Origin of the sequence: Lactiplantibacillus sp. C232 (assembly GCF_023806725.1) — a bacterium.
In the GTDB taxonomy this organism is placed as follows: Bacteria; Bacillota; Bacilli; order Lactobacillales; family Lactobacillaceae; genus Lactiplantibacillus; species Lactiplantibacillus plantarum.
Genome location: NZ_JAMSKZ010000008.1, coordinates 40,099 through 55,739, shown reverse-complemented (window position 1 = coordinate 55,739; position 15,641 = coordinate 40,099). Strand labels below are relative to the sequence as shown.

The 15,641-nt window shown below is 46.6% G+C and carries 16 protein-coding genes and 1 tRNA gene; 4 read left to right on the top strand and 13 right to left on the bottom strand.

The window, feature by feature from the left end; genetic code table 11:
- Nucleotides 1–112: 112 nt before the first annotated feature.
- A complete protein-coding gene (locus tag MZO41_RS09070; RefSeq protein ID WP_011101277.1) occupies nt 113–1,288 on the bottom strand; it encodes a serine hydrolase domain-containing protein in 1,176 nt (391 codons plus the stop codon).
- A 258-nt stretch (nt 1,289–1,546) separates the two neighbouring features.
- Here MZO41_RS09070 and gdhA point away from each other — a divergent pair, with 258 nt between their 5' ends.
- Entirely contained in the window at nt 1,547–2,902 is a 1,356-nt protein-coding gene (gdhA, locus tag MZO41_RS09065) for an NADP-specific glutamate dehydrogenase (RefSeq protein ID WP_171831422.1), read from the top strand.
- Between the two features lie 82 nt (nt 2,903–2,984).
- Here gdhA and MZO41_RS09060 read toward each other — a convergent pair whose 3' ends face one another.
- Nucleotides 2,985–3,548 (bottom strand): hypothetical protein, encoded by a 564-nt coding sequence (locus MZO41_RS09060; protein WP_003646269.1) that lies wholly within the window; start codon nt 3,546–3,548, stop codon nt 2,985–2,987.
- Nucleotides 3,549–3,981: 433 nt separating this feature from the next.
- Nucleotides 3,982–4,422 carry a hypothetical protein gene (locus MZO41_RS09055; protein ID WP_003643305.1) on the bottom strand — a complete coding sequence of 147 codons (441 nt, stop codon included), beginning with the start codon at nt 4,420–4,422 and terminating at the stop codon, nt 3,982–3,984.
- Between the two features lie 199 nt (nt 4,423–4,621).
- Between MZO41_RS09055 and MZO41_RS09050 the strand changes: the two genes are divergently transcribed.
- Entirely contained in the window at nt 4,622–4,822 is a 201-nt protein-coding gene (locus tag MZO41_RS09050) for a hypothetical protein (protein ID WP_003643304.1), read from the top strand.
- A 149-nt stretch (nt 4,823–4,971) separates the two neighbouring features.
- Here the strand turns inward: MZO41_RS09050 and MZO41_RS09045 are convergent, their stop codons facing one another.
- Together MZO41_RS09045 and MZO41_RS09040 are read right to left on the bottom strand one after the other, a co-directional pair.
- A complete protein-coding gene (locus MZO41_RS09045) occupies nt 4,972–5,838 on the bottom strand; it encodes an alpha/beta hydrolase (RefSeq protein ID WP_058906905.1) in 867 nt (288 codons plus the stop codon).
- Nucleotides 5,831–7,138: a PTS sugar transporter subunit IIC gene (locus MZO41_RS09040; protein WP_013355368.1), complete on the bottom strand. Its 1,308-nt coding sequence runs from the start codon at nt 7,136–7,138 to the stop codon at nt 5,831–5,833. The genes MZO41_RS09045 and MZO41_RS09040 overlap by 8 nt, the downstream gene beginning before the upstream one ends.
- Nucleotides 7,139–7,271: 133 nt before the next feature.
- Between MZO41_RS09040 and MZO41_RS09035 the strand changes: the two genes are divergently transcribed.
- Complete coding sequence (locus tag MZO41_RS09035) at nt 7,272–7,712, top strand: universal stress protein (protein ID WP_003643301.1); 441 nt, start codon at nt 7,272–7,274, stop codon at nt 7,710–7,712.
- A 162-nt stretch (nt 7,713–7,874) separates the two neighbouring features.
- Here MZO41_RS09035 and MZO41_RS09030 read toward each other — a convergent pair.
- From MZO41_RS09030 to MZO41_RS09015, 4 genes are all read right to left on the bottom strand, one after another.
- Nucleotides 7,875–7,947, bottom strand: a tRNA-Arg gene (locus MZO41_RS09030).
- A 47-nt stretch (nt 7,948–7,994) separates the two neighbouring features.
- Nucleotides 7,995–9,329 carry a DEAD/DEAH box helicase gene (locus MZO41_RS09025; RefSeq protein ID WP_003641354.1) on the bottom strand — a complete coding sequence of 445 codons (1,335 nt, stop codon included), beginning with the start codon at nt 9,327–9,329 and terminating at the stop codon, nt 7,995–7,997.
- 12 nt (nt 9,330–9,341) lie between these two features.
- A complete protein-coding gene (locus tag MZO41_RS09020) occupies nt 9,342–10,349 on the bottom strand; it encodes a Gfo/Idh/MocA family protein (protein WP_252129675.1) in 1,008 nt (335 codons plus the stop codon).
- Nucleotides 10,350–10,535: 186 nt separating this feature from the next.
- Nucleotides 10,536–10,736 (bottom strand): cold-shock protein, encoded by a 201-nt coding sequence (locus tag MZO41_RS09015; protein ID WP_003638174.1) that lies wholly within the window; start codon nt 10,734–10,736, stop codon nt 10,536–10,538.
- Nucleotides 10,737–11,079: 343 nt separating this feature from the next.
- Here MZO41_RS09015 and MZO41_RS09010 point away from each other — a divergent pair, with 343 nt between their 5' ends.
- Nucleotides 11,080–11,445 (top strand): DUF4828 domain-containing protein, encoded by a 366-nt coding sequence (locus MZO41_RS09010; protein WP_003641352.1) that lies wholly within the window; start codon nt 11,080–11,082, stop codon nt 11,443–11,445.
- 155 nt (nt 11,446–11,600) lie between these two features.
- Here MZO41_RS09010 and MZO41_RS09005 read toward each other — a convergent pair whose 3' ends face one another.
- The 4 genes from MZO41_RS09005 to MZO41_RS08990 all read right to left on the bottom strand — a co-directional run bounded on the left by MZO41_RS09005 (nt 11,601) and on the right by MZO41_RS08990 (nt 15,598).
- A complete protein-coding gene (locus MZO41_RS09005; protein ID WP_013355365.1) occupies nt 11,601–12,377 on the bottom strand; it encodes a GH25 family lysozyme in 777 nt (258 codons plus the stop codon).
- 24 nt (nt 12,378–12,401) lie between these two features.
- Nucleotides 12,402–13,280, bottom strand: coding sequence for a MurR/RpiR family transcriptional regulator (locus MZO41_RS09000; protein WP_003644133.1), 879 nt, complete (start codon nt 13,278–13,280; stop codon nt 12,402–12,404).
- 124 nt (nt 13,281–13,404) lie between these two features.
- Nucleotides 13,405–14,289 carry an alpha/beta hydrolase gene (locus tag MZO41_RS08995; protein WP_003641349.1) on the bottom strand — a complete coding sequence of 295 codons (885 nt, stop codon included), beginning with the start codon at nt 14,287–14,289 and terminating at the stop codon, nt 13,405–13,407.
- Nucleotides 14,282–15,598: a PTS transporter subunit EIIC gene (locus MZO41_RS08990; protein ID WP_003644132.1), complete on the bottom strand. Its 1,317-nt coding sequence runs from the start codon at nt 15,596–15,598 to the stop codon at nt 14,282–14,284. Before MZO41_RS08990 ends, MZO41_RS08995 begins: the two co-directional genes overlap by 8 nt.
- Nucleotides 15,599–15,641: the final 43 nt, after the last annotated feature.

The window sequence follows — 15,641 nt, the reverse complement described above, 5'->3', positions numbered from 1 at the left end:
AAGTTTAGTTATTTTCAAGGATTCAGCCAAACGGACGGGTAAGCAAAAACACCACCTTGATTGCAGGCACACGTTCTCCCGCAATTAAGATGATGTTCAGCCCGTACCGTTTCTAAAAAGGTACCGTCTTCAATAAAATATCACGAATCTTATACGCTACCTGGTTGTCACCACCAAAAACACCCTGATTTTCAAATAAGACTAAGGCGACTTTGGCATTTCGCGACCCCATATAGTAGCTATGAAAATTATTGTCATTGCCACCCACTCGAATCAACTGGCCTGCCTGGTAATAAACGCCTGCCGAATATTTAATTTGAAAATTATCCGCAAGTGACTTTAAACCGGCTTCGCCAACTAGCTGGCCGCTTTGAAGCCCATACATAAATTTATAATAATCCCCCACACTCATATATAGACTACCACAGCCTAATTCACTAGATTGTAACGGCTTAGAAATGATGCCACTCTGACCAAACCCATTAGCCAAGCGATACGAAGTCGGGTTGATCACATTGCCCGGAATATCGTTATATTCATAGGTATGTTTTAATCCCAATGGCCGAATGATGTCATTAGTCAAAGCCGCCTGATAGGATTTATGCGTCACTTTGCGAATAACCCCTGCCAATAAGGTAAAGTTCGCGTTGGAATAGGCATAAGCATGATTATTCGTCGACCGTAAATGTTGCAGTGTAAAGTTCAGCCGCGCCGTCTCCGTTGGTAAAATCGTCTTTGGTGTTATCTCAGTCATCCGAATACCGGAACGATGGTCTAATAGTTCACGTATCGTAATCTGGTTGGCGTACGGAATTTCCGGGTAAAAGTGACTCAGCTTCGTTGTCAGACTCAGCTTACCTTGATTGATCAGTTTTTGAACCATCACGCCAGTCACAGCTTTTTGTAATGACGCTAATGGATAAGCCTCCGTCGCAGTATTGCGGACTTGATTGGCATCATCCGCATAACCATACGTTCGAACCCGGACCCCCGCCGGACCGTTCGTGGTCAGTAATAGTGTCCCCATAATATGATGACTTTTGATCAACTGATCGATTTGCTTGATTGCCTGGGCCTCAGTAAGCTGGCCGGGCTTCACTTTAGGCTTAGTCGTCGTTTGCTTTTTCGTCGCGGATTTGATTTTTGACGCTGCCTGCTGTACTTTAATTGTCTTTGGTGTCACTTGCTGTGCTCCTTGACCTAATTGCTGTGATCCCCACACACCCACGCCAATCAACCCCAGTAAGATTGGCAATAAACTTAATAACCAACGCCGTTTGTTCATCATGATCCCCCCTGTTCCTGATGAGTCGCCCGTCAAATCTGACTTGACTACTATTTAATTGCCCCAAGCATACGCCCTCACTTCTGACTTTGCATTAAAATGCGAATTATTGTTAGTCCGCCGAACCAAATCGCAAGCGCTATCAACAGCACGGTTTTACCACAATCACTAAAAATTCATCAAAATTTAGTTAATTTAACTCGTGCAATTTCCGAACGTGACCATTAAAATGAAGATTATAGTTAACTTATTCAAGGAAGGATGATCATATTGAGTCAAGCAACCGATTATGTCCAACATGTTTACCAAGTCATTGAACACCGTGATCCGAACCAAACCGAATTTTTAGAGGCCATCAACGACGTCTTCAAAACGATCACGCCAGTCCTCGAACAACATCCAGAATATATCGAAGCCAATGTTTTGGAACGTTTGACCGAACCAGAACGGATTATTCAATTCCGGGTTCCTTGGCTCGACGATGCTGGTCATGCACGAGTCAACCGTGGGTTCCGAGTACAATTTAACTCAGCAATCGGTCCTTACAAGGGCGGCTTACGGTTACACCCATCCGTTAATCTGAGTATCGTCAAATTCTTGGGCTTTGAACAGATCTTCAAAAATGCCCTGACCGGCCTACCAATTGGCGGTGGTAAAGGGGGCGCTGATTTCGACCCTAAGGGCAAATCAGACAACGAAATTATGCGCTTCTGTCAGAGTTTCATGACCGAACTGAGCAAGTACATTGGTCTCGATACTGACGTTCCTGCTGGTGATATCGGTGTTGGTGGCCGCGAAATCGGCTTTTTATACGGCCAATACAAGCGACTCCGGGGCGCTGACCGCGGCGTACTCACCGGTAAAGGATTGAACTATGGCGGTTCGTTAGCCCGGACTGAAGCTACCGGTTATGGTCTCGCCTACTATACCAACGAAATGCTCAAGGCCAACCAGCTTTCCTTCCCTGGTCAACGCGTTGCCATCTCTGGCGCTGGTAATGTCGCCATCTACGCGATTCAAAAAGTTGAAGAACTCGGCGGCAAGGTGATTACCTGCTCCGACTCAAACGGTTACGTTATTGACGAAAACGGTATCGACTTCAAGATCGTTAAGCAGATCAAAGAAGTTGAACGCGGTCGCATCAAGGACTACGCCGACCGTGTGGCCAGTGCCAGCTATTACGAAGGTTCCGTCTGGGATGCCCAAGTAGCCTATGATATCGCACTACCTTGCGCGACCCAAAACGAAATCAGCGGTGATCAAGCTAAAAACTTGATTGCCAATGGTGCCAAGGTCGTTGCCGAAGGAGCTAACATGCCAAGCAGTCCAGAAGCCATTGCGGCATACCAAGCTGCCAGCTTGCTATATGGTCCGGCCAAAGCTGCCAATGCTGGTGGCGTTGCCGTTTCCGCCCTTGAAATGAGCCAAAATAGTATGCGTTTGAGCTGGACTTTTGAAGAAGTCGATAATCGCCTCAAGCAAATCATGCAAGATATCTTTGCACACTCCGTTGCCGCTGCCGACGAATACCACGTTAGCGGTGATTACCTGAGTGGTGCTAACATTGCTGGCTTCACAAAAGTTGCTGACGCCATGTTAGCGCAAGGCTTAGTTTAAGCCAACTACATTTAATCGCATCAAAAAAACGGATTGTCATTATCGACGTCCGTTTTTCATTATTATTAATCATAAAATCAAGTTAAACCTTATCAGCCGGATAACCCGTGTGGGCAACCAGTTGCGCATAGGTTTCATGTAACGTCACGGCCGCGACCCGCCAGCCGACCTTCAAAAGCGGAATCAACCGCAGTGGGTCTTCTACCGGCACTTGATGTTCATGGGCGAACTTACAAATCGCCGGTAAAACTTCCATATCAGAATTAGCAAAATAATAATTACCGCTATCAGTCAGCACAAAGATCGTCGCCCGAAATGCGTGGCGTGGGTCGAGTCCTTCCGTTACGTGACACCGAATCGCACCGATCTGAATTCGCCGCACCGCACTCAGTGGCATTTCACCCAGATTGCGTCCTTCTGGTGACCACAAAACGACCTTTGTCGGGGTCAGTTCGACCATTGCGTACTTCTCGCTCGACGTCCCCGATAAGCGCCGTAACCAGTTACGTTCTGGTTTTGGCTTTGGATACTCCTGTCCCTGAATCTCAAAATGAAATGGAACCACGCACTTTTGCGCCCGCTCAATGGCCCGATAATGACCCGCAATTTGATGGTTCGTAAAAACAGATGCCATTGGTTTAAACATAACACTCACCCCTCTCACCGTCAGTATACGCTTTCATGTGACAATTTACAGTGATTTCATCACGACAGTTTTCATTTTTTGTCGCAGTGTTCGGCTGAAAATAAGATAAAAATAGCGGCCAAATTACAGCGTAACTTGGCCACCACGATACTTACCAGCTTGGCTCAAACTATGTGTCAATATTCACTGCCCCTATGTGTGCTGACCGACTTGCGGTCACCCCCGCTTTGAACCATTCCGATAAGCCTGGATCAAAGTAATAATTGCTGAAGTCACCAATCAGACCTTCTGACCTCGTCATTGCAACCGCAGTTGCCTAGTCAACTCTGACCATCATTATTATAGCACCTTTGTTAACGGTTACACAACGCTAGAACTCATTCCTTAAGTCATCAAAAAAAGCTTGCCAGTTTGACAAGCTCTTGGATTACGCTTATTCAGCATCATTGGGCTGGCTATCATCAAAGTCAGCTGGCATGATGGCAAAGTTGCTAGCTTCAGTTGACAATAATGCTGCATAGGCCCGGACTTTGGCAGACAACGCTGGAATGATGGCACCATTCAAATTGTTCAACATTTCTTGTTCGTCGTCTTCAATTGATTTGTTGTCAGATTGACGTTCAATAATTCCCACCATCTCACCACTTAGGCGTACAATCGCAAAAACGGTCGCGGATAAGTCGAACATTTCTTCTTTATAGGTCACTTGTAATTGAGCCTGCACAACGTCATCGCCAAACGTCTTCTTAACATCTGGATTGGCGGTCGTATAGCTGAATTGCCCCTGACCAGGATTGTCATCGTCTTCAGAACGATCATAAACGATTTGGAAATGTAAGTCTTGGATTGCTGAGTTTAAGATTTCAATATTCATTTAGCCAAACTCCCTTTTATATATTACTCCCACCATAAAGGAAAACTTGGCAAAATACAATCAAATTTGCCGGCTTTTTGTGAATAATCCGTTAATATGCCGTTAACGTTTTGTAAAGTCAGTAACGGACCTTAGGTTGACGCTGACTCGAATTACTTATACACTAAATAAGGATTTTAGTTAAGGGGGGCGTTCTATCATGTCGATCCACCGAGGATTACCAGTGCTCGTCATCCTGGCCGTCTGTGGCGGTTTACTGACCCTGCCGGCAACCAATGCACAAGCCTTGCGAGTTCGGGGAACCCGTGTCACAATGCGAGTCAAGCACCGGGCGAAGCCGTCGAAGCACCACTACTCGAAACGGTCAGCCCGCTCACACAACGCCAGGCATCATCATTAATTTATTGCAAATCTAACTAAAAAACGATTAGCGTCTCGTAACCGGGACGCTAATCGTTTTTGTCGTTCTATTCACTGCATGTATAACTTTCTTAACCAGATCGCTCACCAGTGTTGTCTTAACAGCAGTATCACTGCCACACAACGTAACTAATTTTGTACCCGTTGTGCGTTTTTTTGACGAACCTTGTCAGGCATCGTTTCAGCCAGTAAGTACTGTCGAATCAGGCTGACGATTTGCTTATTCTGTGGTAGATCAGAGTGCGCCGTATTCGCCCCCGTTACAGTAATCTCCGTAAAATGCTTGACCTGATCTTGAAAGATGTACTTACCGTAGTTAACGCTGTTATACGGCACCGTCCCATCACTGGTATAGTTTTCCGTCCCCGCAATCGAGTAAACGGTTAACGATTCCGGCAAACCAGTCCGATAACGGTAAAGTTCCTTGAACATGCTCGTCTTGGCGGTCGTACTTGTCGATTCCATATTGTACGGCGAGGCAATCGTCATTAACCGGTCAATATGAACCTTCGGACTTTCCTTTAGATAGCGCTCTAAAAAGAGGGTCCAAATGAGGCCACCATTGGAATGACCTAGCGCATAAAAGTGATTAAAGTGATACGTTTTGACCAACGCCTTGAATGCCGTATTCAACCAGACAGCTTGCTTATCAATATTAGCTTTACCATCACGATTATTCGCGAAGCCAATCACGATGAACGGCTCATTATCATTAGCAGCAATCGAACCACTATACTTAATTGTCCCATCCGTCTGAACTGTCAGCTTCAATACACTGTGTTTTTTCGGCGTTTCCTTCCCCAACTCGGTAATCAAACTATCAAACCGGTTCTGTGACGCACTCGATCCGGGGACCATAATAACTGGTGCCATCCGCGTCCGACCAGTGTTTTTCAGCGTCTTGATATTCGCTTTACTCCACGTGTAGGCCGGCCAACAGATCCCGACTAACAAACCGATTCCAAGAAGCCACCGCCACCAATATCGTTTAAGCATCCGCCTTCGCCTCCTCCTCAACCTGGTTTGCCAATAGGACAAATGGCAAGTAGATTGCTGTGGCTACCGCTATATTGATCAGACTAACGATGAAGGCCCGCCAGTCGCCACCAGTTCCCAGCCAACCGGTCAAGAAGCCCGGCATCGTTCTACCAACCGGATAAACGACCGGCGGCATCCATTGAAGCTTCAACGCGCACCACGTGATGACCATGCTAGCCAGTGGCGCTAATAGAAACGGAATCGCTAAAATCGGACTATAAGCAATCGGTAAGCCGACGAGCAACGGTTGGTTGATATTAAACAGTACTGGCAAGGCACTGGTCTTGGCCACCGTTCGATAATTACGGTTACGTGAACGCCACAAAATTGCAATCAATAACGCTAACGTCATTCCGGGACCACCTACGTTCGCAAACGCATCAAATAACGTATGGAGCGTTACTGGATTTGGCGCGCCCCACGCCGAACCGTGTTGCAACGCATATTCCAAATTTTGAACCGTACTCGTAGTACTGTTACCACTAAAGTCAACCGGACCGATAATCCCAATTAACCAGTATAAATTGCTGAGTGATGCCACGCCAATTATCGCTAGTAGCGACGCCCCCGGATTACTGAATGGTAAGGTGAAGACCGCGTAAAACAGGCCGTTTAATCCCCCTTTACTGACAAAACTAATACCATACCCGATGGCACTGAACACCAGCAAAGCAGCGACTATCGGTAACCAGTTCGCGTGTGCCCGCGCTAGCAAGTGCGTCTGGGTCTCGATCTCCTGGTGGATGTGTGGATACCGTGTCAAATGACTGAACAACCAACCAGTCAACAGGCCCACCAATAGTGCGAGGAAGATGCCCTGAGTTCCCAAATTATCTTCTAAAAACCGACTGCCAGCAGGCTGACCCTGGGTACTAAAAAAATTATAATTGATATTAAGCATGATAAAACTAATTGCCGCCGTCAATCCCGCTAACAAATTATCACGCTGAGCACTCCGCGCGACAAAATTAGCGGCTGAAAAAGCCGCAATCACGGCAAGAATGCCGTTGATACTCAGATTAAGCATCGTCGTGTAAGCTGCCAAATATTTAAAACCCGGCAGCCAATGACTGAGATAATAAATATGATTCAAAAAACCATTGCGCTGAAAGATTGCCTGGTTCATAAAACTAACGTACGCCCCAACTAATGCGAATGGAAAAAGCAGCGTTAACGTATCACGTAAGGCGCGCCAATAACGTTGCCGCTCAACGACCCGTTCAAAGGTCAATAGGCTGTTCTGTACATGCTTTAACATACCTAACCCCCAAAAGAAATTTACTGTCTATAATATACGCTAGTTCATCGACCCTGCCCACTAGGTGCGTTTAATTTTATTGCCCAACACTAATCCATTATAATTATCGTAAAGATAACTGGAGGTGGTTATAATGCCAAGCCGTTACACAAATATTTTAGTACCCGTTGACAGTTCCGATGCTGCACAAGCCGCTTTTACTGAAGCGGTCAACATTGCCCAGCGGCACCAAGCAAACCTGACTGCGCTCTACGTGGTGGATGACAGCGCCTACCACACCCCCGCACTCGACCCGGTTCTATCTGAATTACTAGACGCGGAAGCCGCTCACGCAAAGGATGCCATGCGGCAGCGACAACAATTCGTCGCCACCACGTCCGCACCGAATTTAAAAACTGAAATCAGCTACGGGATTCCAAAACACACCATTGAGGACTATGCCAAGCAACATCCCGAAATTGACTTGATCGTGCTCGGCGCCACTGGTACCAACTCGCCCCATCGCGTAGCCGTTGGTTCAACGACCAGCTACGTCGTGGATCACGCCCCTTGCAACGTCATCGTCATTCGTTAATCGCAACGCCCGCTACTAGTCATTTGGACTGGTAGCGGGCGTTTAGACTAATACAGTATTCATTTCGATTTCATATCATTTGTGGCTACTTAAACCCAAAGCACCGTTTCAAGGTAACGTCACTAAAACGCTGCCCTGAAACGGTGCTTTCTAATATTCAACTGACCCCACCCGGACTCGAACCGGGATCAACCGCTTAGGAGGCGGGTGCCCTATCCAGTTGTGCTATGAGGCCATTAACAATCCGTAAAATATCATCTCACGGATTGTGCATTTTGGCAATTACTGATTGCTAAAGCGATCACGATTTTTCTTGCGCATCCCTTTTTTCTTAGAATGCTTATTGTGACCTTTCTTCTTTTTAGGTGTTGCCGCAGCGGGCCGCTTCCGGCTCGTCTCCACTCGCTTAACCTCATCTGGGTGACCAGCACTCACGACCCGGTGCCGACCGTTAGCCGCGTTGCCAGCCGTTTCTGGATGGTCGAACGTTAACGGTGGAACAACTTTATCTGGTTTCGTATCAACAATATGATAATCGACCAAGTAACCCGGCTTGATTTCATAGTCAGTCGTCGCCATCAGCTTCTTAAAGTCGCGGACATCATGGTCGTCACCGAACGTCAAGACTAGTCCATCAGCACCCATGCGGCCTGTCCGACCACTCCGGTGAATATAAGTCGTGACATCTTTAGGTAGCTGATAGTTGATCACAGCTGGCAATTCAGGCACGTCTAGACCCCGAGCCGCCAAATCAGTGGTCAACAACAGCCCGACTTTGCCTTGCCGGAATAACCGCAACGCTTTTTCACGTTCAACCTGACGTTGATTACTGGTCAAGGCAACGTAACTCACGTGCTGGTGTCGTAATTCTAAGGCGACATGTTGGAGTTCCTGCATCTTATTGAAGAAAACGAGGGCCCGCATATGGTCAACACGACTAATCCGTTTCAGTAAGTCCACCCGGTGCCGATTACCCACTTGCATCGTCCGGTGCCGAACCACCCCCTGGGTCTGATCAATGGCCCGCACATCGATTTTTTCAACATGCTGACCAAACCAGCGTGGCAACTCATCTAAAATTTTAGTTTCGGTTGCTGAGAAGAAGCCTAATTGTAACGTTTCAGCAAATGTAGCGTCGAGAATTTCACGAATCTGATCCAAGGTTTCATCTGTCAGTAATTCATCGGCTTCGTCGACGATCATCATCTTCAAATGCCCAAGCTTGATCTTACCATCCGCAATCAGGTTAGTAATCCGCCCCGGCGTCCCAACAATTACTTCAGGATGCTTTTTGAGCTTTTCCATCTGCCGCTTAACGTTAGCCCCCCCCGTAATCGCGAGGACTTTGGCATCGATCAACTGGCCCCACTCGCGCACCACGTTGGTTGTTTGCATTGCGAGTTCTTGTGATGGCGCTAAGATCAGTGCCTGCGTACCTTCTCCGACCCGCAACGCTTCGAGCATTGGCCACGTAAACGCTAGGGTCTTACCAGACCCCGTTGGTGCGAGTCCTAACACCGATTGACCAGCTGCAAGTGGCTCGGCCACTGCCGTTTGAATCGGCGACAACTCGGTGAACCCCGCCGCCGCAAATTTAGTTTTAAATACGTCTAACATAGTGCCTCATTTCTATTTATCGGTATCAGGGGCTTCACCCGTAAAATATAGGTGCCCTGACTGCCGCAAATTAAATAATAGTTTATTAACATTTCGACTAAGTTGCCGCCAAGCTAAGTATTCCGTCTGGTGATTGCTTGGGTCATTGATAACGGTTGCGAAGTCGCGCGCCTCGGCCAGCATTGGATTGGTATCGGGTTGCGCCCCAATCGCATGATCCTGACCATCCTTATCTTGATAAGTGATTTGTCCAAGTTCAGCAGGATTATCCATCACAATAGCGTCGCGCAGACCGTTGATTTCAGATGGCAAGAACGAATTACTAGTCTTACCAACGTTCAAGGTCACCGTAAAGTCAGCGTAGCGTAAAATAGCCACACCCTTACCGTCAACGCCCGTTCGAATCAAGGTTGGGTAGTAAGCCACCTCTTCCGGCATGCCGAACCAGCCGACCGCATCGTAGGCCAGGTACACACCTAAATCCTGAAGCGCCCCACCGGCAAAGTTCAACGAGAAGATATTCGGTTCTTCACCAGCCAAGACGGCGTCATACCGTGACGAGTACTTCATGTAAGTCAACGTCGCACCCTGAACTAAGGATAACTTTTTAATCTGATCCTTGACGCGTTGGAAATTAACTTCGTGAATCTGGCGTGCTGCTTCAAATAATAGGACATCAGGGTGAGCCTTTAAAACGGCATCTAACTGTTCAAATTCTTGTTGGTTCGCCACGGCTGGCTTCTCGACGATGACGTGCTTACCATAGGCGATTGCTTGTTTAGCCTGGGCAAAATGCAGACTGTTTGGTGATGCAATGTAGACCGTATCAAAACTACCCCGACTGAAAAATGCATCTAAATCCGTAAAAGTCTCATCGGCATGATTCTTGGCGGCAAAAGCCTTCGCGGTCTCAGCATGGCGGGAATAAACACTCGTCAATTGCCATTCACCAGAGGCAGCGGGAGCATCAATAAATTGTTGTGTAATCCAATTCGTTCCGATAATTCCTAATTTTAACATCGATTTGACTCCTCTCAACGGCGCTAGTCAACCAGTCGTGATTGGTGGCGCTTACTCGTGCGTTTAGTTTATAATTCTATTTTACCAGTTTTCGCCGTTAAGTTGGGCCATAAGGATCAAAAGTCACCCGCTATTTTGCGCATAAAAAAAGAGCCGCCACACGGGCAGCCCTTTTAAAAGCTAAGCTTATTGAGGAACAACGTTAGCAGCTTGTGGGCCACGATCGCTTGATTCTTCATCAAAGGTAACTTTTTGGCCTTCTTCTAAGGTCTTGAAACCGTCAGTTTGGATAGCTGAGAAGTGAACGAATACATCGTTGCCATCTTCACCAGTAATAAAGCCATAACCCTTATCAGCATTGAACCATTTTACAGTACCATTTTTCATGAACTAAATCCTCCTAGGATATAAAAATAAAAAGTAACTAACACATGTTATTAACACCTATAAAGAATTTACGGTAACACAATTAAATGATACTTTAAAACTTCACATAAATGCCAATCACATTATATAGATTAACACACTCACCCAGTAATTTCCAATCAGAACACAAATTAATTCAAAAAAATTAGTTACCGCCCTTCCGAAATTGATAAAATATTACGTTCATTACCCGCAGGTAACAGTGACATAAAGGCTTTAATAAGAATCCACTTATTACGTGACGTTAACGCCGTTTTAGTGGTATATTTTAATTATAGATTTATTCAGAAAGAAGGTTGATCCAGTGAAGCGGCGTGGCGCAATATTATTTGGTTTATCATTACTTGCAGGACTTTCTAGTACACTACTCCACAAACGGCACCCTAGTACGATCGCTGACGGTGACTTAGCGGTTTTCTACGCGGGAACTTGGACCTATCGTGATGAGGCTCATCACCGGGACCACACGTTGGAGATTGATCCCAACATGATGATTCGCATCGACGGGCGCTCGGTACCAGCCACCGTCGAATCCATCTCATCGAGTGCGCTCGTCTTACTTGATCAATATGGATTTCACCTTGAGGTGCGGGCTAATGAGCAACGACCTGTAACCCTCTTTGACGAAGCCGATGATCGCAGTTATGTCATCTTATCGCCAAATACCTAATGACGCTAGTGACGTCCTAAGGATTTTAATAGGTCGCCATCAAAATAAGTCGCAAGTTCAAGAAGAGTCTTGAACTTGCGACTTATTTTTAGTCAGCCTAGCAGCTAATAAGCTGTTAATTTAATTTGTGAAATAAGTTATTCAAGGATTAGGCCTTAATTTAAGCCCTGCGCCACAACTTTATTGTACGCTGTCACACTACCGTTGAATAGAATTCCAGCGAACTCTTGACGAGTCCCGTTCTGGCGGTAAACGGCGCGATCGGAATAATGCATAAACATCACTCGTTGTCCCTGTTGGTGGGTCTTCGCCGTGTCCAGCCATAAGTCAGTGTCTTTTAGTGCGGGCTTAACGATCTGCTTGGCAACTGCGGGCGTTGACCATACGACGCAGGAGCGATTATAATCCTGGTTCAACGTGGTCACTAATGCCTTAAGCTTGGCACGACTTTTTCGAACCGCAATCGTCTGGTCCGTGTAGTCACCGTAGTATTGCACTTGAATCGCAATTGGTAAATTGCCGATGCTATCCCCGACCGTTTTCTCGAAATAGGCCGCTTGGGCCGCAGCAGTCGATGAAAAACTAAACGTATGGATTACGCCAACACCTAAACTTGTGCCAACGATTCGTTCATAATTGCTTGCAAAGTTATCATCCGTATAACTAGCTCCTTGAGTAGCGTGTAAATAGACAAACTTGAGCCCATCATTTTGCAAGGCCGCAAAATCTAAATAACCGTCATTTTGTGACACAGCAACCCCACGGACATCAAACCCACTCACGACAGCGTCACTACGCCAACGTAACCAAGCCAAGCCGCCCCAAACGCTGCCAATGATTATTAATAGAACTAATAACCAGCCCAGTCGATAACGCCACCGCGCCCACCGCGTTTTTGCGTATACTGGTCGATAATGTTGCCGCTTTGTCATCTCATCAATCCTTTGCCTACAGCATTAAAGCTCCGTTCGTGTTTGACTAATGGCCTCGCGAACCCGGCCAAGACTTTCTGCCATTTCGATATTGCCATGAACAGCAGTCATCAAGAAGAGACTATCGATAATACTCATCTGGGCAATCAACGAAGTCAGCCCTTCCGAACGATAGTTAATTTCTTCTGCAACTGAAATAAAGGCAACGGTACTGTCCTTAGCCAGGGGCGAGTTACCGAAGCTAGTTAACGCGATCACTGGCACACTTTGTGAAGTCAGGGTAGCCAGCACTTGTAGTGTTTGCTGATTACGCCCGGTATGTGAGATAACCACTGCCACGTCGCTGGCATTCATCTGAGCCGCTTGCATCAGTTGCATATCATAGTCACTATTATGGGCACACGGAATACCGGTGCGCACAAACTTATGATACCCATCTAAGGCAGCGACTGCGGAGCCCCCGAGACCATAAAAGCCAATCGAGCGAGCATTCAGCAATAATTCCACCGCCCGCTTGAGATCTGCTTCCGTCATTACCTGACTTGTCTGATCTAGCGAACTACGAATACTATTGAATGTTGATTCCGCAATTCCTTTGAAAGTCGTTTGTTTTTCGACATCTTGAAAAGCTTCCGCATTAGTTTGTTCAATCGGTTCGGCCGCCGTTAGTTCACGTGAGAAGTCACGGAAGCTACTAAAACTAATCCGTTTGACAAACCGTGAAACCGTGGCCGTTGAAACGCCAACCGCGGCAGCCAAGTCTGAAATCGACTGAGCCGCCGTTTTAATTGGGTCGGCAATAATATAGTCAGCAATCTTGCGGTCCGTCACACTTAAATTCGGATAATAAGACCGAATTAAAGTCAGGACCCGATTGCGATGTACTGGTGATTGTGTGGACATTTCGGCCACCTCCATGACCAAATTTTACCACAATTCTTAATAACACCCTAAACTTCCTCACAGGTGCCACCGTCACAAACTCTTGAACACTGTCCAGTCCACAACGACTGAACCTCGTTGCCGCTCATTCGACAGTCCCCGTCGATACTAAGCCCTTACGAGTCTGTTTCGGCTTATCCAACATGTAAGTTCTAATCAACGTGACAATTTGCGCATTTTGAGGTAAATCGGAGTGCTGGGCATTCGTACCAGTAACCGTAATCTCTGTAAAATGCTTGACTTGCCCTTGATAGATATACTTGCCAGCCTCGACACTCCGCGCTGGAACAAGACCGTCTGAATCATAGTTTTCGGTACCTGCGACCGAATACATTGTCGCTGACTTAGGCAATCGATCGCGGTACTTAATAAAGTCAGCTAACATTTGTGTCTTATGATTCAAATTAGCTTCTGAGAAATTGTAAGGTGAGCCAATGGTCATAATTCGTTTGACCTTAATATCGTCGCGATTAAAATAGTGTTCAAAGTAGTACGTATAAATCAGACCACCATTCGAGTGACCAATTGCTTTGAAATTATTGAATTGATACTTGGCAGCCAACTTCTTAAAGGCCAGTGAGAACCAACGGGCCTGATGCTTAATATTATCATAGCCGTCACGATTATTTTGAAAGCCAACGACGATGATTGGCTCGTTATCACGGGCACGCAACGACCCCGTCATTTTAATCGTATCATCCGTCATCACGGTCAGCTTAATTAAACTATGCCGACGATGATCAGCCTTATTAAGTTGCTTGACTAAGGTGTCAAACCGATTCTGAGTCGCACTACTGCCGGGAATCATAATAATTGGTGACATCTGCGAATCATGGCGTCCTGCCATCGCAGCCACGTTGGTTTTCGTCCACTGGTATGAGGGCTGAATCAAAAAGCCCAGAAATAGTAAGCCTAATACAAGCACTAACAGACTTCGCCGCCGTCGCTGCCAATTAGGTCGATTATACATGCTTAGCACCCCCCACTTGTGCTTGCGCCGCCTGCACAATGGTTTCCGCCAACCGCATGAACGGCAAATAGATCACCACTGATAGTGCCAAATCAACGATACCAAGTAAAAGTGCCACCACGTTACCGTTAGTGCCGATAAAGGCAATCAACGGTCCCGGCGTACCCACGGGAACCGGATAAACCACGGGTGGAATCCAATGAAACCCAATTGCCAGCGCCGCCAGTCCCATATTTACGACAGGCGCAAGCACAAATGGTATTAGATAGATTGGATTATATAGAACTGGTAAGCCTGTCAGTAGCGGTCCATTACTATTAAAGAGCGCAGGTAATAGACTCCACCGCGCGACTACGTGGTAGTTATGATTGTTGCTACCGATATAAATGGCAATCACTAAGGCCAGCAACATCCCCGTTCCGCCAAACGTCCCAAATGCGTGATACAACGTGTTGGCCGTATACGGATACGGCACGTGATACGCCGAGTGATGTGTGAGTGCATAATTCAAATTGGCCGTCATTGTCGCACTGTTAGTCACCAAGCGTTCTTGGTACGGACCAGCTAGTCCAAGAATTTCTAACAACAGCGTCACAACTGCCATGCCAAAGGTCAGCCACAGACTGTGACTAGTCGTTGCGTACTTTTGAAATGCCGACCAACTTTCAGCAGAGTACGTAATAATCATCAGCCAGTTCAAAGCGAGGCTCACTAGCACGGCCAATACTAGTATTAAGGCCATTGGAAGTAGTGAACTGAAAGTCCGTGTCAAGATATCGGCCGTATGCGGACTACTTTGTGCCGGAACCGGCTTGCTGAACCATTTGAAGAGCAGGCCGGTCAAACCACCCACAATCAATGCGCCCGTTAGACCGTTAGTCCCGATCAATAAAGTGTTAAAAACACCAATTTGATTTTGATTCGTATACTGATAAGCCACGATCAATAGCGCAATCGCGGCGGTCAATCCCGCTAGTTGGTCATCGCGCTGATTGAGTTTGGCATGGTATTTTGCCGCACCAAATGCTGCTACTACGGCCACACCGTTGAGCGTCAAGGTTGTTAAACTATCAAACGGATAGTGTAAGTAACGATAGTATGGGACCCATTTTGACAGGTGAAAGATACTGGCAATAAACCCCGTTTTCGTCAACACGGTCAGTTGAATGATTTGACTGAACGTCCCAATCAAAATGAATGGGAACGTCAACATCAAGGTCCGTTGAATAATCCGATAGAAGTTAGTTTGCCGAAAACGCAACAAGCGCGGCACTAACCGTTGAATTAACCGTTGTTCATCAAGCCACACAATACCGCCCCCATTCCGGTAATCTACTGAACTTCATTATAAG

Excerpts from the sequence above, each read along its gene's own strand:
- MZO41_RS09070 (WP_011101277.1), bottom strand. The coding sequence starts at position 1,288 with ATGATGAACAAACGGCGTTGGTTATTAAGTTTATTGCCAATCTTACTG.
- gdhA (WP_171831422.1), top strand. The coding sequence starts at position 1,547 with ATGATCATATTGAGTCAAGCAACCGATTATGTCCAACATGTTTACCAA.
- MZO41_RS09060 (WP_003646269.1), bottom strand. The coding sequence starts at position 3,548 with ATGTTTAAACCAATGGCATCTGTTTTTACGAACCATCAAATTGCGGGT.
- MZO41_RS09055 (WP_003643305.1), bottom strand. The coding sequence starts at position 4,422 with ATGAATATTGAAATCTTAAACTCAGCAATCCAAGACTTACATTTCCAA.
- MZO41_RS09050 (WP_003643304.1), top strand. The coding sequence starts at position 4,622 with ATGTCGATCCACCGAGGATTACCAGTGCTCGTCATCCTGGCCGTCTGT.
- MZO41_RS09045 (WP_058906905.1), bottom strand. The coding sequence starts at position 5,838 with ATGCTTAAACGATATTGGTGGCGGTGGCTTCTTGGAATCGGTTTGTTA.
- MZO41_RS09040 (WP_013355368.1), bottom strand. The coding sequence starts at position 7,138 with ATGTTAAAGCATGTACAGAACAGCCTATTGACCTTTGAACGGGTCGTT.
- MZO41_RS09035 (WP_003643301.1), top strand. The coding sequence starts at position 7,272 with ATGCCAAGCCGTTACACAAATATTTTAGTACCCGTTGACAGTTCCGAT.
- MZO41_RS09025 (WP_003641354.1), bottom strand. The coding sequence starts at position 9,329 with ATGTTAGACGTATTTAAAACTAAATTTGCGGCGGCGGGGTTCACCGAG.
- MZO41_RS09020 (WP_252129675.1), bottom strand. The coding sequence starts at position 10,349 with ATGTTAAAATTAGGAATTATCGGAACGAATTGGATTACACAACAATTT.
- MZO41_RS09015 (WP_003638174.1), bottom strand. The coding sequence starts at position 10,736 with ATGAAAAATGGTACTGTAAAATGGTTCAATGCTGATAAGGGTTATGGC.
- MZO41_RS09005 (WP_013355365.1), bottom strand. The coding sequence starts at position 12,377 with ATGACAAAGCGGCAACATTATCGACCAGTATACGCAAAAACGCGGTGG.
- MZO41_RS09000 (WP_003644133.1), bottom strand. The coding sequence starts at position 13,280 with ATGTCCACACAATCACCAGTACATCGCAATCGGGTCCTGACTTTAATT.
- MZO41_RS08995 (WP_003641349.1), bottom strand. The coding sequence starts at position 14,289 with ATGTATAATCGACCTAATTGGCAGCGACGGCGGCGAAGTCTGTTAGTG.